The organism is Halovenus amylolytica, assembly GCA_004015825.1.
Classification (GTDB): Archaea; Halobacteriota; Halobacteria; order Halobacteriales; family Haloarculaceae; genus Halovenus; species Halovenus amylolytica.
This window is the reverse complement of sequence record SAYS01000008.1, coordinates 116,131-137,696: the sequence shown is the minus strand read 5'-3', so window position 1 is coordinate 137,696 and position 21,566 is coordinate 116,131. Positions and strand designations below refer to the sequence as shown.

General features: G+C 57.0%; 15 protein-coding genes. 9 read left to right on the top strand and 6 right to left on the bottom strand.

The genetic code is table 11. The features are described 5' to 3' along the window. The first annotated feature begins 137 nt into the window (after positions 1-137). A complete protein-coding gene (locus tag EOW68_RS08755) occupies positions 138-1,100 on the top strand; it encodes a glycosyltransferase family 2 protein (protein WP_431358831.1) in 963 nt (320 codons plus the stop codon). A gap of 20 nt (positions 1,101-1,120) precedes the next feature. Here the strand turns inward: EOW68_RS08755 and EOW68_RS08750 are convergent, their stop codons facing one another. Continuing rightward, positions 1,121-3,007 (bottom strand): hypothetical protein, encoded by a 1,887-nt coding sequence (locus EOW68_RS08750; RefSeq protein WP_128224781.1) that lies wholly within the window; start codon positions 3,005-3,007, stop codon positions 1,121-1,123. A 333-nt stretch (positions 3,008-3,340) separates the two neighbouring features. Between EOW68_RS08750 and EOW68_RS08745 the strand changes: the two genes are divergently transcribed. Together EOW68_RS08745 and EOW68_RS08740 are read left to right on the top strand one after the other, a co-directional pair. Next, positions 3,341-3,862: a metal-dependent hydrolase gene (locus EOW68_RS08745; RefSeq protein ID WP_431358830.1), complete on the top strand. Its 522-nt coding sequence runs from the start codon at positions 3,341-3,343 to the stop codon at positions 3,860-3,862. Between the two features lie 132 nt (positions 3,863-3,994). After that, positions 3,995-4,858: a sugar phosphate isomerase/epimerase family protein gene (locus EOW68_RS08740; protein WP_431358829.1), complete on the top strand. Its 864-nt coding sequence runs from the start codon at positions 3,995-3,997 to the stop codon at positions 4,856-4,858. Positions 4,859-4,886: 28 nt separating this feature from the next. Here EOW68_RS08740 and EOW68_RS08735 read toward each other — a convergent pair whose 3' ends face one another. Both EOW68_RS08735 and EOW68_RS08730 read right to left on the bottom strand, forming a co-directional pair. Continuing rightward, on the bottom strand, positions 4,887-6,101 hold the full coding sequence (locus EOW68_RS08735; RefSeq protein WP_128224778.1) for a Gfo/Idh/MocA family protein: 1,215 nt from the start codon (positions 6,099-6,101) through the stop codon (positions 4,887-4,889). A gap of 332 nt (positions 6,102-6,433) precedes the next feature. Beyond that, complete coding sequence (locus EOW68_RS08730) at positions 6,434-7,576, bottom strand: glycosyltransferase family 4 protein (RefSeq protein ID WP_128224777.1); 1,143 nt, start codon at positions 7,574-7,576, stop codon at positions 6,434-6,436. Between the two features lie 308 nt (positions 7,577-7,884). On the opposite strand from EOW68_RS08730, the gene EOW68_RS08725 reads away from it, so the two are divergent. The 3 genes from EOW68_RS08725 (at position 7,885) to EOW68_RS08715 (ending at position 11,624) form a co-directional block, all read left to right on the top strand. Beyond that, on the top strand, positions 7,885-9,384 hold the full coding sequence (locus tag EOW68_RS08725) for a lipopolysaccharide biosynthesis protein (RefSeq protein WP_128224776.1): 1,500 nt from the start codon (positions 7,885-7,887) through the stop codon (positions 9,382-9,384). A gap of 81 nt (positions 9,385-9,465) precedes the next feature. After that, positions 9,466-10,668 (top strand): FG-GAP repeat domain-containing protein, encoded by a 1,203-nt coding sequence (locus EOW68_RS08720; RefSeq protein WP_128224775.1) that lies wholly within the window; start codon positions 9,466-9,468, stop codon positions 10,666-10,668. Then, positions 10,665-11,624 carry a glycosyltransferase family 2 protein gene (locus EOW68_RS08715; protein ID WP_128224774.1) on the top strand — a complete coding sequence of 320 codons (960 nt, stop codon included), beginning with the start codon at positions 10,665-10,667 and terminating at the stop codon, positions 11,622-11,624. The genes EOW68_RS08720 and EOW68_RS08715 overlap by 4 nt, the downstream gene beginning before the upstream one ends. 81 nt (positions 11,625-11,705) lie before the next feature. Here the strand turns inward: EOW68_RS08715 and EOW68_RS08710 are convergent, their stop codons facing one another. Continuing rightward, entirely contained in the window at positions 11,706-12,944 is a 1,239-nt protein-coding gene (locus tag EOW68_RS08710) for a polysaccharide pyruvyl transferase family protein (protein WP_128224773.1), read from the bottom strand. A gap of 625 nt (positions 12,945-13,569) precedes the next feature. On the opposite strand from EOW68_RS08710, the gene EOW68_RS08705 reads away from it, so the two are divergent. Beyond that, positions 13,570-15,027: a hypothetical protein gene (locus EOW68_RS08705; protein ID WP_128224772.1), complete on the top strand. Its 1,458-nt coding sequence runs from the start codon at positions 13,570-13,572 to the stop codon at positions 15,025-15,027. A 195-nt stretch (positions 15,028-15,222) separates the two neighbouring features. On the opposite strand, the gene EOW68_RS08700 is transcribed toward EOW68_RS08705, so the two are convergent. Together EOW68_RS08700 and EOW68_RS08695 are read right to left on the bottom strand one after the other, a co-directional pair. Next, positions 15,223-16,050 carry an orotate phosphoribosyltransferase gene (locus tag EOW68_RS08700; RefSeq protein ID WP_431358828.1) on the bottom strand — a complete coding sequence of 276 codons (828 nt, stop codon included), beginning with the start codon at positions 16,048-16,050 and terminating at the stop codon, positions 15,223-15,225. 916 nt (positions 16,051-16,966) lie between these two features. After that, a complete protein-coding gene (locus EOW68_RS08695; RefSeq protein ID WP_128224770.1) occupies positions 16,967-18,259 on the bottom strand; it encodes a sulfatase-like hydrolase/transferase in 1,293 nt (430 codons plus the stop codon). A gap of 255 nt (positions 18,260-18,514) precedes the next feature. Between EOW68_RS08695 and EOW68_RS08690 the strand changes: the two genes are divergently transcribed. Then, entirely contained in the window at positions 18,515-18,712 is a 198-nt protein-coding gene (locus EOW68_RS08690; protein ID WP_128224769.1) for a hypothetical protein, read from the top strand. A gap of 30 nt (positions 18,713-18,742) precedes the next feature. Continuing rightward, positions 18,743-21,472, top strand: a complete 2,730-nt coding sequence (locus EOW68_RS08685; protein WP_128224768.1) for an Ig-like domain-containing protein — start codon at positions 18,743-18,745, stop codon at positions 21,470-21,472. Positions 21,473-21,566 lie beyond the last annotated feature (94 nt).

Here is a 21,566-nt window from a genome sequence, read left to right as displayed (position 1 = left end):
TTTTTTCTTGCGGTATTAACTGACTACGGGGACACACATGGCACCCTGTAAGAAGTACACTCCGATTAACAATATTCTGTAACTCCCTTGATTTGGTCGTGCCAGATTCAAGAATAGATTCCGGGCAGTCCGCCGCGGTGAAATCACGGGCTGGTGACACCGAACCGCAAGAAGTCGACGACGCGGCCAGTGTGTACCCGGACGCCGCTCAGTCCCCCACTGTCCTCGTCGGCATCCCTGCGTACAACGAAGCAGGGACGATCAGGGAGGTGATCGAGGCCGCCATGCCACACGCAGACGAGGTGCTCGTCGTCGACGACGGGAGTGTCGACGAAACGCGCCAGCAGGCACGCACTGCCGGTGCGATGGTACTCAGTCACGATGAAAATCAGGGGTACGGGGCCACACTCGGGACGATATTCGAGTACGCCAGCCACTGTAACGCGGCCCATCTCGTCATCATCGATGCCGACGGCCAGCACGACGTGACGGATATTCCGGATCTCATCAGGACCCAACAGGAGACGGGTGTCGAGATCGTCACCGGCAGTCGGTTCAGCGGGGGTTCGAAAAGCGAGATCCCCCGATACAGACGGTTCGGACTCGGGGTAATCAACACACTCACAAACGTCGGCCTCCGGCTGGGCTACTCCTATCCCTCGGTTTCTGATACACAGTGTGGTTTCAGAGCCTACGATCGTGATGCGATCGAGTCGATGGCGACAGCACCCGATATCGGGAATGGGATGGGTGCGAGTCTGGATATTATCTTCCAGGCCGCCCGGGATGGACACGAAATCGTCGAGGTGCCGACACGGATCGACTACGACGTCGAGGACGCAAGTACCCAGAACCCTGTCGTCCACGGACTGTCACTCCTCGGTTCACTGATTGTCGCCGTGGCCCAGGATCGACCGGGCCGGATGGCAGCCATCGGACTCACGGCAGTCTCTGTCGTGGCACTTTTCATTCTCGCACTCGCACAGTTCGGCGCAACGGTACTGTACGTGACTGTCACAGTTCTCGCAATTTTGCTCGTGGTACTGAGTGTGACACAGTCGAACGGGCCACGTGGGCCCTCGGACAGTACAGATCGGTAAGCAGTCGACGGCCACCAGTGTCAGTGTCGATCAGACCGACCGAACGTAACTGTTGCTGTTCCCTGCACCGAGAGAGAGTCGACAGTGCCGTCGAATCGGTAGCTATCGACAGCCGTCCTGCCGGGGACTGCGAGCTGGTTGCCGGTTGCTGGCCGCCCCCAGGGGGACAGCTCTGTGACAGCAAATTCGTACCCCCTCGGCCCAGTGCCGGGATCGAAGACGAGTTCGTGGGGGTAGCCGGAATCGAACGTCGCCGGGTCGACCTGCCGACCGTTCAGGTAGACCGTGCCCGCACCATCGAGACAGAGATCGGTAATCTCGCCCTCGACAGTGTATCGATCGGTTCCGTAGCCGACGACACTCTCCGAATTCGCCCCTGATGCAGGGTATCCGCACGAGTCGGCCTCCGGATCGATTCGACCGTCGACAGTGAACTCGTAGGTCGTCTCCACCGCCGCGCCGTCGATAACGAGCGTGTCAGTACCCGGTGAGCGATCACCAGCCGCGGAGTTGCTGTCGGGACCGCCGGAGAGAGCCAGAGTCTCGACGGTCGCGTCGGTGAAGACGGCTGCCCGACCGGGGACAGTAATATCGGTCGACCCAACGCGGCAGTCCGCCGAGTCGCGGAGTCGGATCCCATCACCGTCGCCCTGGTCGATCAGTATGCGCGAGGATTCGAGTTCGCTCCCGTCGGCGTTTGCGAGTTCGACGACCGAATCGACCGAACCGTCACCGGCGATCGTCGTCTGCTGCATCCGGAGCGGGCGAACACCGGCCGGATCGGGACCTGGACGACGCCCGAGAACGACCGACCTGCCCGTATTGTTGTATTCGATACGGGACTCGACAACCTCCAGCGCCGAGCCGGCCGACGGGATAACGATCGCCGGAACGGAGGCAGGGACCTGTTCGATCCGGAATCGGCTGTCGCTGATCCGTACGGGTTGGGAGGTAGCCGTCGAGCCCTCACTGCCAGCGGTTGCCACGGAGACACCGTGAAAGCGGTATGGCTCGGTGTCAGTACCGGGGTCGACACGGGGGAACTCCTCGACGACGACCGAACAGTTCTCGATCGAGCTCCCGCTCCCGGAGAGTCTGATCGACAGCGCATTGTTCTCGAAATAGGAGTCCTGAACGTGGACACGACCCGAATGGCGGGCTGCGTGGACCGCGCCCTCGGGAAACCGCCGCAGGTCACAGTTCTGGACTGTGAGCGTCCCCACGTGGTCGTCTTCGACGAAGATCCCCGGCCGGCCAAGCGGTCGGTGGCCGCCGCCGGCTGACGCAGTGAGGTTCCGGATCCGCGAACGGCCACCAGTAGACAGCGTGGCGTGAGCCAGCAGTGGGAGTCCGCCACCCCCGGAGGGACGACCGGACACGTCGACGTTCTGGACGACGACGCGGTCCCCGGAGAGCCGGAGTCCCGTCACCGACTGGCGCTGATCGAGATCGATCCCGTCGACGTAGGCTGCGTCCATCCCCTGCCCGTCGATGAGAAACCCCTGCCCAGTTCCCGACGTGTGAAAGGAGACCTGCTCGCCGACAGCCTCGAACCCGCGAGTCCCGCCCTCGAACGAAAGTGCTCCGGGGTCGAGCCGATACTCCCCATCCGGAAACTGCACCAGCGTGCCGTCGCCGGCCCGTGCGATCTGTTCGTCGACAGCCGCCCCGCCCGTCGGGTCGACGCCGAGGTCGTCGACCGCATCCTTGATGCGGTCGAACTCGATACCGTGTCGTCTGATCGAACCGTTCGCGGCTGCTGTGACAGAAAGCGCGGCGACCGTCGTCGCCCCGAGTTCGATGTACGATCGGCGTGTGAGTCCCGACCGAGGTCGCTCGGGCGGTGGCTCACCGTTGTCAGAATGCAGTCGCTCTCGGTTACCGCTGCGATCCAGCTTGCGTGCCATGCGGCTAGTTGATATCCCTATGGAGATATATAACTTATCCTTAATTATTCACGAATGTATTACTATACGTATTTTTTATAAGAATATTTTTTGGTAATAAATTATATAGTACCGCACAGTCGGCTAGTTTTTCAAAATAGCAGCAGTCAGATCGCAGTAAGTATAGATTATTCATCAATGACGAGGACGAGAGTGAACGGCACCTGCAGACGGGACGGCACGCTGACCCGGCCCACACGGATAATGTCGCCGGATATATCTATGCTACAAACCTGTTGTTCTCCCAGAGAGCCACGACAGTACCGTCGTCAGACCGTCCCCCCACCCCAGTCAATGGAAATTACCAATCACGTCTTCGTCGCCCTCGTCCCAGTCGTCTGTTACAGCCTGATCCGGTACCACCGGCTCACGAGTGGGTCAGTTCTGCTCGTCGCGCTGTTTGCCAGTCTCTTCCCGGACCTGGTCGACAAGCCACTCGCCTGGACGTTCGGGATCATTCCGAGCGGACGGATGCTCGCACACTCCCTGGTAATTGCGAGCGTGATCATCCTCTGTATCCTGCTCGTCGCCTACCGGAAGCAACGACTGCCACACGGTGTCGTGTTCGCCTGGGCGTATCTCTCACATATAGCCGGCGATTTCTACCCGGTCTTCACCCAGGGGACCGACTACTATTACTATCCCAACATGTTCTGGCCGATCATGGGGCCGAGCCCGGCCAGAAATCCGGGGTTTGCCGGGAAGCTCCCGGAACCCGGGATCGAGGTCGTCGTGTTCGCAGTACTCGTCGGTTACATCGCCTTCGATATCAAACAGAGGCTCGACAGGCGGGCTACAAACAGCTCGATAAATTGAACGAACAGTCAGTTACTATCAGTATTCTATCATTCATACAAAGACCATAACAATTAACAAGATACCACATCGGTTTGTATGAACTCCCATCCTCGGCCAGCGATACAGTTGTACAGTCTGAACGAGTCGTCGGTGTCCGTCCCGGACCTCGTCCGGCAGGCCGGCAGGGCCGGGTACGAAGGGGTCGAATTCGCCGGTCGGTTCCGGCAGACGAACGCCGCCGTCGTCGCCGACGCGCTCGACGATGCAGACGTCGAACCAGTCGCCTGCCACGCCAGTCTTCCCGTGATCGAGGCAGCGATACGGGGGGAAAACGAGCTATTAGAGAAGTGTGAAACCGTCGGCATCAACCGGCTTGTCAATCCCCACACGTCGACAGCGTCGTTCAGGAGCAAAGCCTCCGTCGAGGCACTGATCGAACAGTATGTCGATGTCGCACGGAAGCTGGCATCCCACGATATGCGACTGGTGCATCACACATCACGCCACGAGTTCTGGCCGCTGATTCCAAACGCGATGGAGACCGCAATCGGAGTGACACCGGTTCCGGACGGGATCACGACGTATCTCTCGCGAGAACTGACCCGACTCCGGAGAGACGGGGCCACAGGAGCCCGGACGGGATTCCAGGCACTCGTCGACGGTACCGACGCGACGAACCTCCAGTTCGAGATCGACGTCGCAGAGGTAACAGCCGGCCAGCTCGATCCCGTCGAAGCGATCTCACTCGTCCCGGACAGACTCCCGATGGTACACCTCCGCGACACCGAACCGTACGGGCGGTTGGTAACGTACAAAAACGCCAAGACCGGGGCGGGCGCAGTCGATTTCGAAGGGGCGATCGAGGCTGCAACCGAGGCCGGGGTCGAGTGGCTCGTCTACGAGGACGAGGTCCCACAGGATACCGAAACGAAGCTCAGCGCGGGGATATCGTTCATGAATCGGATGAATGGTGTGGAGCCTACTCGGAAGTTAGGGAAAGCTCCGGATAACTGACCGCCCCAGCCGTCTGTGTTTTGAGCGACTACTGCCTGCTCTGGTTGAGCGTTTCCAGTAGCATGCGGACTGGCGACTGGGTGGACTCGGCGGTTTCGGTCTTCGGGGGCGCTGACGAGCTCTCCTGTTCTTCGATGATGGCTTCAAGCGGGTTGCCGTCGACATCCAGTGGGAGTTCGATACGCTCGCGACGCCGGGCAGACTCCCAGCAGGCGAATACCAACTCGGTGCCACGGAGAACGGTCGAGCCAGTGAAGACCGGCTCTGTCCCCTCTTCGAGTGAGGTGACAACGTGCTCGATGGCGCGTTCGTAGTGGTTCGGTGGATCCTCGAACTGTTTGCCGACCAGTGGGATCGTCGAGGTGACTTTGTTCACCGCTGTCTCGGTGAGACCCAGCCGGGGTCGAAAGATCGTTTCGTTGTCGGTGTCGACTGCCTTCCAGTCCCCGTCAGTGCGGACACGGAGCGGCGGTCCAGCGTCGGGCTGAATCTCGATCTCACCGTCCTCGCCGACGAGTCGCAGATACGCGTCCACGAACGTCGGTCGGTCGCCTTCCCCAGTGGAGGCAACCCCCTGTGTCCCGTCTCTGTACCCCCACTGGGCGATCGCCTGGACCTCGTTCAGCGCACCGAACCACTCGTTGTCGGGGTCGGTGTCGATCCCAGCCAGCACCCACTCCGGGGTCGCGCCGTCGGTCATGAAATCACAGAGGTCGAACAGATGCGAACCGGCGTCGAACAGGTTCAGTTCCGACCACTCGACCCGACGGAGGTCGCCGATTTTTCCCTCGTCGATCATACGCTTTGCCTCTTGAGCCGGTTTCGCGAGTCGTCGCTGGTGGTCGATGGTCAACTGGACGTCCTGTTGCTCACAGACGTCGACCATCTCCTTGCAGTCGGCCCACGTCGTCGCCATCGGCTTCTCACAGTGGATCGCTTCGAGGTCGCCGAGCGTCGCACAGTCGGTGACGATCTCTGCGTGGGCCTGGGGCGGGACACAGATGCTGACGATATCGATATCACACTCCTCCAGCATCTTCTGGTGGTCCGTGTAGACGTGGCGGAGGCCGAAGTGGTCGGCAAACGCCTCGACGTTCTCCTCGACGATATCTGTACAGGCCATCAGATCGCAGTTGTCGAGTCTGGTGTAGCCGGGAGCGTGACGGTACGCCATCGCGTATCCATCTCTATCCCGTTCCTCCGGATCGGGTCCTGTCCCGATTATCGCAACGTTGTACGTCATTTCATGAAACTGTGGCCGTCCGTATGAAAGGTATAAACAACCTACTGTACCGGCGGCTGGCATCCGTCTGGGCTCGATCACTGAACGGAACGGATACACTTGCCTGCCATGGTTGGAGCACCGAGAACCGAGTCGTCAGATCAGCCAGAACCCAGAATACTCATAGTGTTTGTTGCGAGTCTTTACCGCTACAGTGCAACAAGATATCGGTCACACGGCGTGAAACACCGATATCTGTGACGTGGTCACAAAAATTACCGCAACAAACACTATCACTGGTGGTGTGGCATACAGTGGGGGACTGGGGGTGAAAGGAGTTAGCTCGTCGTCTCCTATGTCTCGGGCACCACACGTACCCTATCGGTCGCGTCATGTCCGTCGAGTGTCGACCGGTACACCTCGGTGAGATTCTGTGCAACACTGTCCCAGCTCTGGTCGAGTGCGCACTCGTAGTTCGCGCGACCGATCCGTTCGAGATCCGGATGATCGTACGCGGACTCAAGTTCCTGCAGAAGTGCGCCGTCCTGATCTGGGTTGTACAAGAACTCGTTTTCCTGTGGAATCGTTTCCGGGAGACAACCGATCGCAGGCGCAACGATTGGAAGACCGAAGCTGAGTCCTGCGTAGACCGAGCCAGAGTTCAGGATCTCACGGTACGGAAGCACGAGTGCATCTGCTGCGTTCATGTAATACTGAATGCGTTCGTCGGGGACGTATTCGAGAACCGCCTCGACGTTCTCCTGGGCAGCGAGTTCCCGGATCTCCGTTTCCAGATGATCCGTGTTGGGATTTCCAACGATCCAGAGGTGGACATCCGGACGGTCGAAATCAGGAAATGTCCGGAGGAGGTCCTGGACGCCTTTGTACTCTCGGATCAGCCCAAAAAAGAGAAACACGAACTCGTCGTCCGGAATAGAGAGTTCCGCACGGGCCTCCGTTTGCGAAACGTCGTTGTCGTAGACTTCGATGTAGTTCCCATCGGGGACCACGTGCATCTTGTCCGGATTCGCTGCAGTGTAGTGGGAGTCGATGATATCGACTGCAGAGGTGCATTTGACCGTGATCGCATCGGCGAGGTAGAAGCTCCACTCGTTGACGATCCGTTCGAGCCGTGGATAGAGCTTATCGTGGTGGCGTTTGTTGTGGACGGCCCGGACGAGGCTGATCGACAGCAGTGAAACGATCAGTAAATCCAGGAGGAATGTAAACGCGCGTGCGATGGTCACAATTTTGTTCACTGTCTCGTATTTTGAGTCATCGATGTGGTAGTGTGGATAGGGCCAGTCAATCTGCAGTACATCCGCATCGGGGTTCCGCAGGGCTGCTTGCGTCGCCGGAAACACCAGTTTATTTTCCGGGCATTGGACGTCCGCCCCCGTGCGTTCCAGACCGTCTATCAACAGGTTCATCATCGGATTGCCGGAGTAGACACTGCCGGACAACAGCACGGCCGTTAGCGTATCTTTTTCAGCCATTGTATTGGAGGTTGTTTCGTTCAATCGAGTGACGACAATCCATTGTTTGCAGGCTCCGGCCTTGAGTATAAATCATATACCGCCAAGAAAGCGGGGTTAGCAGAGTTCAAACCCGATCGAACTGCGACCGCGAGGTTTGCCGTGCAACTGGCCAGTCGAACCGTTCTTTTTGTTGTGTCTGCTCCGGCTTTGCAGCCGAAAAGTAGCAGTAGAAACAGTATAACAAGGTAACGCATCCAATTTTGTATCCACATGACATCTATGCCGCTTGCCAATCCTTTGCGGTTTATAAATGAGGTGAGTGATCGATGAAGGACTTACTTCGCCGGCTTCTTAACTGGCTTACCCCCTCTGGATCGGTTCTCCAGCGAAGTGTGAAAAGTGGTGTCTGGGTCAGCGTCATGAATATATCACTGCGCTTTACACAAGTTTTGATGCTCATTATTCTAGCCAGACTACTCCCACCGGAGGCGTTCGGCCTCGTCGGGATCGCACTACTGACTGTCAGTGCGATGCGGCGGTTTACGAAAATCGGGCTGAACGCCGCACTGATACGACAGAAGGAGAAGAACGTCGACGAGTATCTCGATACTACCTGGTCGCTGGAGGCCGGGCGCGCGTTGTTGATATTTGGGATCCTGTTTCTCGCGGCACCGTATATCGCGCAGTTCTTCTCGGAACCCGAGGCAACATCGATTATCAGGGTGCTGGCGCTCGGGCCCGTTCTCAAAGGGATCCAAAATCCCGGGATCGTCTACTTTCGGAAAGATCTCGAATACCACAAGGAGTTTATTTACAAATCCAGCGGGGGAGTTACACAGTTGATCGTCGGCGTCGGCTACGCGCTAATCTCTCCGACTGTCTGGGCACTCGTCGCTGCCTCCGTCGCCAGACCCGCAGTTCAGACGGGACTCTCGTACGTCCTCCACGGTTACCGTCCGTGGCCAGCCCTGAAGATCGATGCAGCAAAGGAACTCATCAACTACGGGAAGTGGATTACAGGGGCAAACATCGTCCAGTTCCTGTCCAGTGAAGGTGACGACGCCTTCGTGGGCTGGTTCCTCTCCGCGACAGCGCTCGGTTTCTATCAGTACGCATACCGATTGGCCGACCTGCCGCCACGAGAGGTCTCAGGCGTAGTTGCGGAGATTACGTTCCCGGCGTACTCCCAGCTACAGGATAATATGGAAGAACTACAGTCAGCGCTCGTACAGACAACACGGATGTTGTCCTTCGTCGTGTTTCCGATGGCATTCGGTGTTGTACTCGTCGCACCCAGTTTCGTCCCGGTCGTACTCGGCGACGAGTGGACACCGATGATCACGACACTGCAGATACTCGCGATGTACGGGTTGATGCACGGGATCACGCGCCACGTCGGCTCGGTCTGGAAGACGCTCGACCGACCAGATTTCATGGTGTACGCCGGTTTGATCCGTATATCGCTCATGGCGATTTTCATCCTCCCAGCAACGGCTCGCTGGGGAATCAACGGGACGGCACTCGTCGTCACTGGCATCTACATCTTCCCGATGTTGCCGATCGACATCTACATCACGGCCAGACTTACCGAAATGAGGTCGATACGGCTATACAAGGAGTATCTCTACCCCTTCATCGCAGCACTGACCATGTTCGGTACGCTCTGGTACGCCCGGACGCTCGTCGACGTCCCACCGATCGTGGAACTGGTCGTGCTCATTCCGGCCGGGGCCGTGGTCTACATCGCCGTCTCGGCACTGCTCGAGTGGCAGTTCGACTGGGGCGTCGAAGAGATAGTCAGGACAGTCGCGAAAGGAATGAAGTAACAACGGTCCTGAACTCGTCGTTCCAGCGTTCGAGTTAGGAGGATTTTAATTACAAGCGTCGGATCCGACTCATCTGACGAGATGGAATTTAGACACGAGGTGATCGACGACTCCCCGCCGTGTGGACGGCTCGGTATCTGCCAGCCGACAGACCTCACGGGGAACGGTCGACCGGATCTGATCGTCGGTGGCATGGGTGCCAACAAACTGCCGATTCTCGGAACCAGCGGCTTTCCACTGATCGGGCGGCTGTTCAAACGGCTCGAAACGAGCATTTTCTGGTATGAAAATCCGGGGTGGGAGCGACACGCTCTCTGTGACTCCCACGATCTCTACGTCTTCGGCAACGCGCTGGGTGACGTCACCGGGAACGGACGGCTCGACCTCATCGTGGGCCAGGGAATCGGGTCACACGACATCTACTGGTTCGAACAGCCGTCGAACCCCTACAAGACGTGGACAAAGCACCTGGTCGATTCCGCGTTCAACAAGTACCACGATCTAGCCTTCGGCGACGTGGACAACGACGGCGAGATGGAACTCGTCGGGACCTCACAGCAAAGCGAGGTGATCTTCTACTACGACGTCCCTGACGATCCACGGCAGTCGCCGTGGCCGGAGGACTGTCGACACATCATCGCCGAAGACACGCACGTCGAGGGGTTGAAGATCGTCGATATCGACGGCGATGGTCGCAACGAACTGATTGCCGGAACGAGTATCTACCGACAATTGCCGGCAACTGCCAGCCAGTCCGGGACCAGTCGCGTCGAAGCAGACGGCGGAACGATGCAACTCTCGAACAACTGGCAACGCGAACAGATTACCGCCGGCTGGGACTGGACACGGCTGGCTGTCGACGATCTTGACGGGGATGGAGAGCTAGAGATTATATTTTCCGAAGGGGATAAACCGGAACTCGGCGATGGACCGGCCCGTGTCGGCTGGTTCGACCCGCCAGAGTGGGACGCACACATACTCCGGGATGACCTGTTCAACGCCCACTCCCTCCAGACTGCTGATTTCGACGGCAACGGTCGCCCAGATATCTACGTCGGCGAAATGGGGCTTGGCAAACGCGACGACGAAGCGCGGCATTTCATCTTCCGAAATCAGGGTGACGGGGAATTCGACGAAACGATCATCGACCGTGGCACCCCGACACACGAAGCGAGGGCTGTCGATATGAACGACGACGGCAAGGTCGATATCGTGGGCAAATCCTACGAACCCAACGCCCACGTCGACATCTGGTACAATGACACACCGCATCCAAACAGATGACTCGTCAGACCGATTCTGAGACCACTGAACAGACACCGGGCGGATCGGCGTCACCCCTCGTCAGTGCAGTGATCACGACGTACAACCGCCCGTCGTATCTCGAACGAGCAGTCCACAGTGTGCTGGACCAGACCTACGACAGTATCGAACTCGTGGTCGTCGACGATCACTCGGACACGCCCGCGAGCGAGACTCTTTCGGGGATCGACCTGAGTGGGCTGTCTGCAGTTCAGTGTCTCCGTCACGAAGAAAACCAGGGGGCCAATGCAGCTAGGAATACCGGGATCGACGCCGCCTCCGGCGAGTATCTTGCATTCCTCGACGACGACGACAGATGGGTCCCGGAGAAAATCGAACGCCAGGTAGAGGCCTTTTTCGACGCGCCAGCAGACGTTGGCGCGGTCTATACAGGGCTGAAGAGCGACAAGGGAGACGGGTTCAGCGACTCGATTCCACCAGTCGTCGAGGGAAATCTGACCGAGGCGTTGCTCTGTGAGAACGTGGTTGGATCGTTGTCAGTATTCATGGTCCGTACGGATCTTGCAACCGAGGTCAGACTCGACGAACGATTTCCCTGCTGGGCCGATCTGGAGTGGTACATCAATCTCTCCCGGCACGCCGAATTCAGGCGGATTCCGGAACCCCTCGTCATCTACGATTCGGGCTCACACAACCGACTGACTGCCGATATCGAGAAGAAACAGGCCGGCTACGACCTCTTCGTCGAAGAGTTCACACCGCTTGCCAAGGAGTTAGACTGCTACCGAAAGATGCGCGGGTGGGCCGCCTACCGACTGGGGAAATCCGCATATCACAGGGGCTTCTACGGCCGTGCCCGCCGGTATCTGACACTCGCCGTCGTGATGTATCCATTCGAGCCCCAGTTTTTCAAACTCTTCGGGGCCTCACTGGGTGGAAGACCGATCCACAAAACCGTGCGGTTCGTCAAAAGTTAGACTCCTGAGATGCTATTTCCGGAGTAGGAGATACGACAATCACCGATATTTTCCCGTGGTATCCCGCCCACTGTTGGCCCGCTACGTCTCCTTTAGCAAGCGCGCCGTCTCGTCGAGCATGTACTGCTTTCGAAGAGTGACCCTGTCGACAATCATCGTTTCGACCTCGTCATAATTGTCGAAGACGCGGTCACACAGCGCCAGTAGTCGGTCGGGGGTCATCTCCTCCTGAGAGAGGGCGTACTCGTCGAGCCCCAGATTCGCCCAAGTGCCCGGTGTCTTCGGTCCCCACTCCTCGCGGTAGAGGCCGATAGTCGGTGTGCCGACCGAGAGAGCAAAAATACCAGCGTGTAACCGCATCGTGACCAGAAGATCCACACTGTCGTAATGCGTTCGCAGCTCCTGTGGATCGTAAGATGTGAAAACGTCGATGTCGTGCTCGTCCAGGAGGGTTTGATTGTTCTCGACCCACTCTTCTTCGACTTTGGTTTGAACGGTCAAAACAACATCGTGACCCGCCTCCGTCAGTTCAGCCAGGAACTGTTCGAACTGCGCCTGGGCGTCGTCCGCTCCCAGATCGTCCGTATCCCCCAGTGTCGAAAACCGGGGGACGACGGCCACTGTGTGCGAGTCGGAGCTGTCACCGGGATCGCTACTCGACACCGTCGGTTCGTCCAGGAAGAAGGCGGTATCCAACCCGTTCAGAATCGGGGTCGACAGCGAGAACTGTGAAGAGAGATAGTCGTAGCTTCGGGCGTCTCGTGTCCAGACGAACTCGGCGCCATCGAGAATCGACGTTATCAGCGACTCGTATCGCCCTTCGATATCGAAGATCGTGTGCGGGAGGAGTCCGTACGGGATATCGTTCCACTTTGCGACCTGGAGCGGATAGAGCACTCCCAGCAGGTAGGGGAGATTCCGCTTGTGGTGGATCAGGTTGCCACCATTGTAGAACAGAAACTCCGAGTTCCGGATCTCCTCGGCCATCCGGGTTCCAGATCCCGTATCGCGGAGGCGGCCGTTGAACAGATCCAGCGCGTACCGTCCCCCATCCCCGGCGAGAGCGACATACTGTTCAACCATCGACTGTGATTTCGGATTGTAATGCATCGGACCGCCGTGTAACTCGTATCGAAGATCATCCCACGGGAGAATTTCACTCGTTTCCCGGAACTCCTCCGAGCCAGACGGATGAATGGAGACAACCTCCGGTGTGAGTGATTCGAAGAGGCTGTTCAGATACCTGATCGACCCCTGATTGATGGCCAGGTCACCAGAATTTTTCCACCCATACGCGTACGCCAGCGAAATCGAATCCATCTACGACCCCTCCATGTACTCTATGATCCCTCCACGCGAAACTGTGCGGTTGCTGCGGGCAGGGCCTCCAGCCGATAGTCCCTGTGCTGTGGTTACGAGTATGCGAGATGTCGACTGTGTGCCAGTTCTGAAAACAACAATCCGGGGTGGGAGGTCTACTAGTCCGTTAGCCATTGGTCTCATTCATTCTTAGCTAACAGACTGATAATAATTATAAAGTTTCTACCAGTCATCGATTACGGGCCCTCCACACTGGCGATTGAACAGGGCACTAATATTCGCTGGGACGTGAACAACTGGAGTAAAACGCAATAAGGCGTGGCACTGACAACCCGCCCTTTCGACCCGGTTCATTCTGGTAGCAATCTGCGCTGGCACTGTGGCGTGGGGCAACCGAGGTGGTAGAAGGCGTTTAACTATCATTGCCTGGGGAGAATGTCTATTACCGATAATGGCCACCACCGCCCGATGGAGGAAAGAGACAAATCAGCGTATAAACATATATGAATGTATACGCAACTCCTCGCGCGCCACATTGGGTATAACACGCACAACGGGCAGCGACAGATGAGCGAGGAATATTTAAATTATGACTGAGGAGAAGATTTCCCGGAGAAAGTTGATTGTGGGAATCGGATCAGCGATTACAGCGACCGGGATCGGAGCGTTTCTGGTAACGAATCGGGATGACTCCAAGCCAGGGACCAGCGGACCCGAAAACCAGGGCCAGACACAGGCACAGCCAGGTGCCGAAAACATCGCTGAGTACGGTGCCGAGCCGAACCCAAACGATCCCGATCTTGCAACTGCGCGAGCAAACCTCCAGGCGATCAAGGATGCCGCTACTGCAGCAGGCCCCGGGGGTGCAGTATATATTCCGCCCGGGACGTATTTTGTCGGGCAGGATGACGACACCCGGAATATCGACTTCGGTAACTCTCATCCAAAGGGGATCTCGTGGTACGGGCAGAGTCCGACCGAATCGATCGTCGCCCTGACCGAACACATGGACAAGGACGACTCCTCACACGTCCTGATGTACTACGGGAACGAGGTTGACCACGGCACGGTCGAATTCCGTGATATTCAGTTCTTTGGAAATGCAGCCAATCTCGATGGGTTACACGGGGGAGAGACAGACCGGTCGTCGAAAGCGGTGATTCTGACCCCCAACGTGCGCTCGGGGACGTTCAACTGCAACAATGTCCTGTTCAAACAGTGGTTCGACGGGCCGATCCGTGGCCGTATCGTCGACTGGAACATCGACAGCTGTACCTTCGTAGAAAACGGCTCGGAATCAAGACGGAGGGGTGACTCGGGCCACTCGATGGAGTTTTCAGAGGGTGATGCGACCGTCAAAAATACACGAATCTTGCGGTCGGGTAGCTATGCGATAGATTACAGGTACGGAAATGGGGACCTCACAGTCGAGAACTGTTTCGTGAAGGGATATGGCACTGGCTTTCTCAAGATGGGGGCGGGGAAATCGTTCACCGTCAAGAACACGTTCGTGAGGGGGAACACACCGTGGATAGAAGAGAACTATCCGGATAAAGATGATCGGGGGGACGAGTTCAAAGGCCGGCACTTCTGTTACTCGCAACTCAGCAGAAACGGCAAGACGAAACTGCTCCGGTTGCGCAACGTTCAGTTTCGCGACTGCACCCACGAGGGGATCAAAATCAGGCGTCCGACCAAGCTGGATGCGGACAACGTTTCGCTTATCAACGCTAACGCCGCGGGTGCTGGTGAGGCGGCGATCTCGGCTGAAGGCAGTAAAGCAGAACTCGAGTGTCTCATGGCTGAAAAGGAAATCACTGTGTACGATTCAAACAAGTTTGCGATAAATGTCCGCTCCGACGCGGTCGGGACCGGCGAAATCGGCACCCTCTACTACAACGACACCACCAAATTCGGAAATCTGGGTGGGATCAGAATCGTGACGTCCAAACGGCCAGAGCGGAGCTGTTTCCCGATACCACTCGAGTCATTCTTCGCTGGAACGAGTTCGGAGGCCATCTCACGGGAAGAGATCAGATCCACCTGTAGAGGCGATTCTGTTCTTACGGATAAAAAACTCTGAGTTCAGAGCTTAGATATCAGAGCTACCGGACCGCAGGCCAGAATCCGGCTAGCCCGAAATACTGCTGGATGTCAGTAATCGTGGTTGTCTCGCACCTTCTGGTGGAGCAGTTAGACCAGAAAAGTCTGTTATTGGGTACCACTGTGAGTAATAATTAAACGAATGAGTGAGCCACGTTGCTAGGAGTGAGTTAAACTATCTCGCTATTCGGTGGTAGCAACGTGAAATCAACTTGTGACCTACTCTCGCGGGCAACATAACAGGGTTGTCTCTGATTCCGGATGCAGTTTCGGCGCTCTTCCTGTACGCCCGCCCGGCCATCCCCGGCTGTATCATCTCGTTGTTTTCGTAGCAAAACACCGGCTTGTTCGTCTCTTCGCAAATCTCCGTGGCCTGCTTCAGATTGCTCTCGATAAAGAGGTCTGCACCGACCGAATCGTACACGTCTGCCTTGTACTGTGCGTGATTTCCTTGGGCCCGTCGAGTCTCCATATCCGGCAAATCCATCATCACGAGCCTCTCGTAGTCGATACTATGTTCCTCTAACCACGCTTCCGTTTCGGGTCGGTACTTTTCTAGTCTGGAAGTGACGAGCCAGCCGATGCGTTGGTCCGGGACGATGTTCGGCTCGACCTCGGTGAGAAATTCGCGGTAGTTCTCCCCGTCGTCGTTTTCTTCCGAGGTCGGGTCCCGACAGAGGACACCGTCGATATCCACACAGAAGTTCTTCAGTTGCGTGTGGTGGAGTATGTTCCACTCGAAGACGCGAGGTGAACTGACGACCTCGCTCCAGTAGTCCACATACTGGTGTCCCCGTGGCGAGATGTATATCGCGCCGAACTGAATGTCGAACGGGAAATCGCGCTCACTGAGTCGGGCTCGGGTTTCGGTCATCTGACTGCCGGTCAACACGGAGTCGTCGATGACGAGCACAGAATCGATTTCGTCAAGCAATAGCTCGTCCTCACACCGGCTCCCCGCCTCAAAGATCTTCCCCTCACAGAGGTTTTGCACGTCCGTCATGGGAACGTCCAAGTGGAGACACATGAGGTTCGCAGCGAGGAGACCGCTTCTGGGGATTCCGACAACCAGGTCGATATCCTGCTGTAGTTCTCGGGCGAGTCGATGCGTATCTTCATTTAGACCTTCAACTGTTCTATATTTCATCCAAATTTACTTGCCAATTATACTAATAAAATAATAGACTCTATACTACTATATCTGATTCAATTATAAACTGTATACCGACGGCCTCACACAACTTGTCAGGTGTTTAGACCTTGCTACAAGACGAGATGGGCGGTCTCACGCCCCGACCGGAGCGACCAAGTCGTTCTGGTCGGCCGCTCCAACGTTGGCAAGTCGACACTGGTGCGTGGTGAGCGGCCACACCTCTGACACCGACCAGCGGTCCGGCGTCACCAGCAGCCCGAACCACTACGATCGGACCAGCTCCGACTTCGGGTTCATGAAGCGCGTTCCCGACGAGGTGTGCGGAAAGATCACGACCGACGTGTTCCGCTACGTCGAAGACACCGCTAGAAGATTCTCGTGGGTATCCCCGTCGTCGGTAGCAAGATGGGCAAAGTCAGCGACGTGGACGACGCCTAAACGAACTGTGCTGCCCAGTCGATGATAGAAAAGATATCGGAAATTACATCGGAGTCATCAAAATCCAGAGAGTCAGAACGGGCCTGTTTCCCGATACCTCTCGAGTCGTTTTTCGTCGGGACGAACTCGGAGGGCGTCTCGCAAAACGATCTCCTGTCCACCTGTAAAGACGGTTCTGTGCTTACGGATCGAAAACGCTGAGATCCCAGTGAGAATTCTGGCGATGGACGGAGAGTTCAAATGCAACACGCGCCAGGAACCTCGGAGCAGTACGACACCGCAGAAGACAGAAGCGGTGATCAGTGCCGATTGCACTGCCCCGGGCTGATCATCTGTAGCCGAGCGAACGGAGATGTTCTTTCAGTTGTTCGTTTTCGGTGACTTCGACGGTCGGGTCGGACGAACCGCTGGAGTCGTAAAACTCGACGACCCGGTCCCGATACGTGGACAGCAGATCGGGATGTTCGTCACTGACATCGCTGTGTTCGCCGGGGTCGGAGGCAAGGTCGAACAGCAGTTCGTCGTCGTCCCGATAAATGTATTTCCACTGATCACCGCGAATAGCGATAGCACTATCGTCCAGTGTTTTCGAAACAGTGTACGGAGATGTCGCTGCCATCGGATCGAGGCTGTTTCCCCGAGCGATAGAGTAAATCATCGATGGAATCTCTGACAGTGACACCGGTTCGTCGACTGTCGTCTGGGTATCTGTCCCGGCGACGAGCAACGGAACCCTGATATTTTCCTCGTAGAGGACTGATTGGTGGCCCATCGTCCCGTGCTCACCGAATGCTTCCCCGTGGTCAGCGTGGAACACGACCACGGAGTCGTCGTCAATATCGGACATCAGTTCCCCGATGAACGCGTCCGTCGAGCGAACAGTATCTCTATACGCCGCTTGTAGTCTGTCAAGTGTCTTCTCTGGAAGTGAATTCCGCAGGCGAGACAAGCCATCGGTCCGCCCCAGCAGATCATTCGCCCGGTAGACCGACGAGTACATGTCGAGCGTCGATGACTCGACTCTATCTGCCCGGGGAACGAGATACGGGTTGTGACAGTCGAGCAAGAACGTCCAGAGAAACACAGGGCCATCGATGCCGTCGATGACATCCTGGATCCTGTCGTAGAACGTCCGCCAGTGGGTGAACCACCGGTCTTTGTTGTACCACATGTCGAAAATCCGTGCTGGTGAGCTGAACGGCGTCCCTTTGAACAGGGAGTGGATCTCCCCGCCTTCGCGTCCTACCTCGTAGAACTCGTCGAACCCCTTCTCGAAACTGGTGTTCGTCGACGTCCACGGGTTTGCGGTGATCCCGACCGTCGTATACCCTTCGGCCTGTAGTTTCTCACTGATCGTTTCAGACTGGGTGATGTGATTTTTGATCCGACGGATCCGTTCGTTCAGTTCTGTGATCTGCTGCGTACTTTTTCCGTAGTGGGTGCCGGTGTGTGAAACCGGAACCGAGGCAGGTGTGCGTGGGCCGGGTGCGACCGCAGAACTGTACTGGATCGAAGACGCCGCGAGATCATCGAGGTTGGGCGTGAGTTTCGAATTACCGAGCCATCCACAGTGGTCAGCTCGCAAACTATCCGCCGTGATCAAGAAGATATCTGGGGGCATTAGCACCCTGTTCCGGTGGACGAATTTTAGTTAGTTATTTCTTACCGCCCGGTGAAAGATGTAAAATCGTGCTTACAACCTCTTCGGCGCAGAATCTGGCGGGAGGCGCTAAACGGTTGTTTGCTGCCATATTTCTCGGTGCGAACAGTAAGAGAAAATACCGGAAATTACATGATAGTCATCGAAGTGGACTTTTTATCAATCAAGATAATCGTAATAAAAACTTATATGCAGTAGGGTATGCTTACAAACTGTATGGCACACAAGCTGGCAGATAGAGAACGAAGCAGGGCCGAGGGCGGCGATAAAGGACTTCTTAACCGCCGGGAGTACGTCAAAGCAGGGGCAGCTGCGACAGCCCTCGTTATCGGTACTGGGACGGGATTGACCGCTGCAGCGAGTGAAGACGACACAGCTTCATTCGCGACAGGATTCAGCGAATACGTTCAGTAAACATAGTAATATATAAAATTATATATAAATATGGCTATACTTAACGTTCAGGATTACGGCGCAGCAGGAGATGGATCGGCAGATGATACCGAGGCAATCCAGGCAGCAATCGACGATACATCGAAGGGCGATACCGTCTATATTCCAGGGACAGACGCCTACTACAAAGTGACGTCAGGCAGTCGTGCTGCTGTGCAGTGCCAGACTGCGGCTGACAACGTAACGATCGAAGGAGATGGCGAGAGTTCTGTCGTCAAACTCGGGGATACGGACGACTCCAAAAACCAGGCAGCGTTCGGTGCAGAAGGCGACGGCCCGACGATGAGCGGGATTCTGGTCCGTGACCTGGTTTTCAGCGGCAATGTCTCCGAGAACTCGAACTACTCGGCCAATGCAGTCTCGCATTACCCGAGTGGAACAGGACACGACATCACGTACAGAAATGTTATCTGTGAAGACTCCGCCGGAACTGGCTTCGCCAACCGCGGCGTCTCGAAAATAACGCTCGAAAACGTCACCGCCCGAAACAACACTCGTCACGGATTCGACTTCACTGCAGACGAAGATTCCGGCGTGACGTACGATATGGAAGCGCACAGTATCAAGTCAGTCAACAACGGTGGGACCGGGCTCGACTTCCACCGCGGCAAACATCTCTGTGAAACGTTCTACGTCGAGAACAACGATTCCGGGAACAAGATCGGTTCGAGTGGGGGACAGCCCGAGCGCATGATCCTCCGAAACGGACAGATCGTCGGGTCGAACAGCTCGGCCTGGCGATCGACAGGAACCGGCAACAGTGATGTCGAACTGGAGAACGTCCAGATCCTGGATCCGGAAATAAGCGGGTTGAATCTGCGTAACGACCACAACTACACGATCAACAGCGACGTCCTCGTCGAAAACGCCAATACGTCGAACAGTAACAGTGGCTGGGGCTGTCGCCTGGACGAGAGCGCGTCGCTCACTGTCAATGGCAATCTCCGGGTCCAGTCCACGAACAGCAACCACGGTATCAACCACGCGTCGTCCGGCTCGTTGGAGATCAGTACCTACTACCATTCGGGGAACGACGACGGGGCACTGCGACACACCGACGACGGTGGGCTGTCGATCGATGAACGGATAGAACAGGAGTCCAGCTACCTCGACGTCCCAGCGTCAGGTGATGTCGGTGCGTACGCTGGCGACGGGATCATCGACGACGGCGGGTCGGACGATTCAGACGATTCGACGTCCTCCGACGACCCGGTGTTCGAAGCCTGGACGCCCCAGTGGAGTTCCGGACAGAGCAGCTGGGGAGTCACCAGCACAGATTCGAACGTCGAGGACAGTGTTCTCGAACTCACTGCCGGCTCGTCGGGTCGCCACGCGCTCTCGTGTGATACCGTCGGAACGGCGACAGATGTCGATATGCTCGGACTCGTTCGAGTTCCGAGTGACGACGACAACTCCAGCTCGTGGTGTCGACTGATCGGCCGCGGTGCTGGGACTGCTGGGAGCGAAACCGGATACTTCGTAGCCTTCCGGGACGTCCCGAACCTCGGGATTGCGAAATACAGCGGCGGTGATTCGACGATGCTGAGCGCAGAGAGCGTCGATTTTACGCCAGGAAACTGGTACTACGTTCGGTTCAATCTCTCCGGCAGCGAGCTGAAGGCCCGGTACTGGAGCCTCGGCGAGGACGAGCCCCAGGACTGGTTGCTCACGGCGACGGACAGCGAGATCAGCGGCGATGGCTGGGTCGGTGTCGGTGGCTGGTCGACGGATACCCAGCAGTGGGACACGTTCAGTGTCGCAACTGGCGGTGACACCGCGCAGTTCGTCGGCGTCGATAGCACCCCAAGCGTCTCGGTCAACAACCCAGCCGACACCGACACAGTGAGCGACACTGTCACGGTACAGGTAGCTGCCAGGGACACCGAGGACAGCGACGACGCACTAGCAGTTGAGTACCGAATCGACGACAAATCCTGGACGGCACTCTCCTACAACGCAGATAGCGGCTACTACGAGGGCAGCTGGGATACGACAGCCGTCTCCGATGGTGAGCACGCCCTGGAGGCTGTCGCCGTCGATTCAGCCGGTAACGAGAACAGTACGACAATCACAGTCACGACAGATAACGCCGGCTCGGGACCAGCTGTCGATAGTCTCTCGATGACGGAAGTGGAGACGGACAACGCAGACGCCGAATTCGACGTTAGCTGGCAGGTGAGCGACGCTGACGCTGACCTCGCGTCAGTCGAGATGGGCCTCAAGCAGGACAGCGATGGATCGGTCGAAGATTCGACGACTGTGGAGGTCAGTGGCGAGAGCGAAAGTGGAACCACACGCCTCGTCGCCAGCGGTGACGATGGCTCCGGCAACAGCTACTCGGCGTCCCTGCAGGTGACCGACAGCAGCGGCAACACCACAGCGAGGACGACTGCAGCCGGCGAGACGGAGGAGACGAGTTCCAGTGTACCGTCAATCGATCGATTCAGCATCTCTGAAGCAGGCCGACCCAACCCCCACGCCGATATTACGACAGTGTGGAACGTCTCCGACGCTGACGGGGATCTCGCGTCGGTCGAGATTGAGGTCGCCGATTCGACCGGCACCGTCCAGGGTGTCACCTGGACAGTAAGCGGGAAAATGGCATCAGACACGGACACGTTCAAGATCAAAGACGGTGACGGGAAGACGTTCGACGTCTCGATTGTCGTAACCGACACCGCAGGAGAGTCCGCCGCGGAGACGGTCTCGGTCACCGCGTAAGCAACTCAATTCGCGGTTTTTTTCGGGCAAGCGGTTTTTGCTGATAGCGAAGCCCGCCACTTTCTCATACTGCCGGCTGTACATTCGGAAAGAT